The sequence below is a fragment of the Cryobacterium frigoriphilum genome, from assembly GCF_004403305.1.
GTDB classification, from domain to species: domain Bacteria; phylum Actinomycetota; class Actinomycetes; order Actinomycetales; family Microbacteriaceae; genus Cryobacterium; species Cryobacterium frigoriphilum.
Genome location: NZ_SOHE01000045.1, coordinates 1 through 1557 on the forward strand (window position 1 = coordinate 1; position 1557 = coordinate 1557).

Genomic DNA, 1557 nt, shown 5'->3' on the forward strand with positions numbered 1-1557 from the left:
CCCTACGTGTCAGGGTTGGGTGAGGCCAGTAGCTAATAGTCAGTCCGCTGTTTGACGTAGGGCGAGAATCAGGAATCATCACCATGTCCAGTCCGTCTTTGATCGCCGTGCGCGACGATAGTCATATGAGTAGTCCCGGACCCCGTGCTGGTGGCCCGACCCGAAGGTCGATTACCCCCGCGCAAAAGCTTGCCCACCTTGCCGCATATGACGCGGCGATTAAGAAGAACGAGGGTGGCGCGTATCTGCGCCGCGAAGGCCTCTACTCGTCGCAGATCACGGAGTGGCGAAAGCTGCGTGACGCTGGCGTTTTGGCTGGGAAGAAGCCCGGCGAGAAGATCGGCCGGCTCACGCCCGAGCAGGTCGAAATTGCTCGGCTTCGCCGTCAGCTTGACCTGACTGAACAACGCTTGGTCACGACGGGGGTGGCCTTGGAGATCATGTCAAAAATGCACGAGCTCTTGGAAAATCTTTCGAAGAGCTCGCGGGACGAAACACCGCACACGAAGCCATAATGACCACCTACCGCGAACTGATCAGCCAGGGTGTCTCGACCCGGGTTGCCGCCGATCTGGCCGGAGTGCCCCGGGCCACCGCCACCCGGAAACCACGAATCCCCGTCGCTGGCCCGCGGCCAGTGCCGGCGAATCGGATCGACGGCCTCGATCGTCTCGAGGTTTTGAATACCGTGAATTCGGATTCGTTCGTGAACCTGCCGCCGATCCAGATCTATGCGCGGCTGCTGGATGCGGGCACGTACTTGTGCTCAATTTCAACGATGTATCGGGTTTTGAACGAGAACAAGCAGGTCAAGGAACGCCGTCGCCTGGCCCGCCATCCGGCGCGGGCGATCCCGGAACTGATCGCGACCGGTCCAGGTCAGGTCATGAGCTGGGATATTACGAAATTGGCTGGCCCGATCAAGGGGAAGTATTTTGACGCCTACGTCATGATCGATATTTACTCGCGTTACATCGTTGGTGCGCATGTCCACGCGTCGGAGTCGGCCGTGCTGGCGGTGGAGATGATGAAGGAAATCTTCGGCATCCACGGCGTCCCACAGGTCGTCCACGCCGACCGCGGCACGTCGATGACGTCCAAGACCGTCGCCGCGTTACTGTCCGATCTGGAGGTCACCAAATCGCATTCCAGGCCCCGGGTGAGTAACGATAATCCATTTTCGGAGAGCTGGTTTAAGACCCTGAAATTCTCCCCAGTGTTCCCCGAACGCTTCGGCTCCCTCGCCGACGCACGGGCGTTCATTGCCGACTTCGTCGACGGTTACAACCACACACACCGCCACTCCGGGATCGGGTTGAACACCCCAGCGGACGTCCACTATGGCCTCGCCGAGGCCAAGGCAGTCGAACGAGCCGAGACACTCGACGCGGCCCGGGCACGATTCCCGGAACGCTTCAGCACGAATCACGCCCCGAAAATCCTGAACATTCCCGATACGGCATGGATCAACAAACCAGCCGAGAAACCAGTTGAGGTTGAAGGGCTAAAACTAGCCGCCTAAACTCCCACTGGCCTCATTCACCTTGACAAATTCCG

Annotated in this window: 1 protein-coding gene; it reads left to right on the forward strand. The window is 59.5% G+C overall.

Annotated elements, in window-relative coordinates:
* Positions 1 to 125: 125 nt before the first annotated feature.
* Positions 126 to 1522, forward strand: a protein-coding gene (locus tag E3T55_RS10380; protein WP_134519503.1) for an IS3 family transposase whose coding sequence is annotated in 2 segments (ribosomal slippage) — positions 126 to 444 and positions 444 to 1522 — 1398 coding nt in all. Because the reading frame shifts where the segments join, the coding sequence is not laid out codon by codon here.
* Positions 1523 to 1557: the final 35 nt, after the last annotated feature.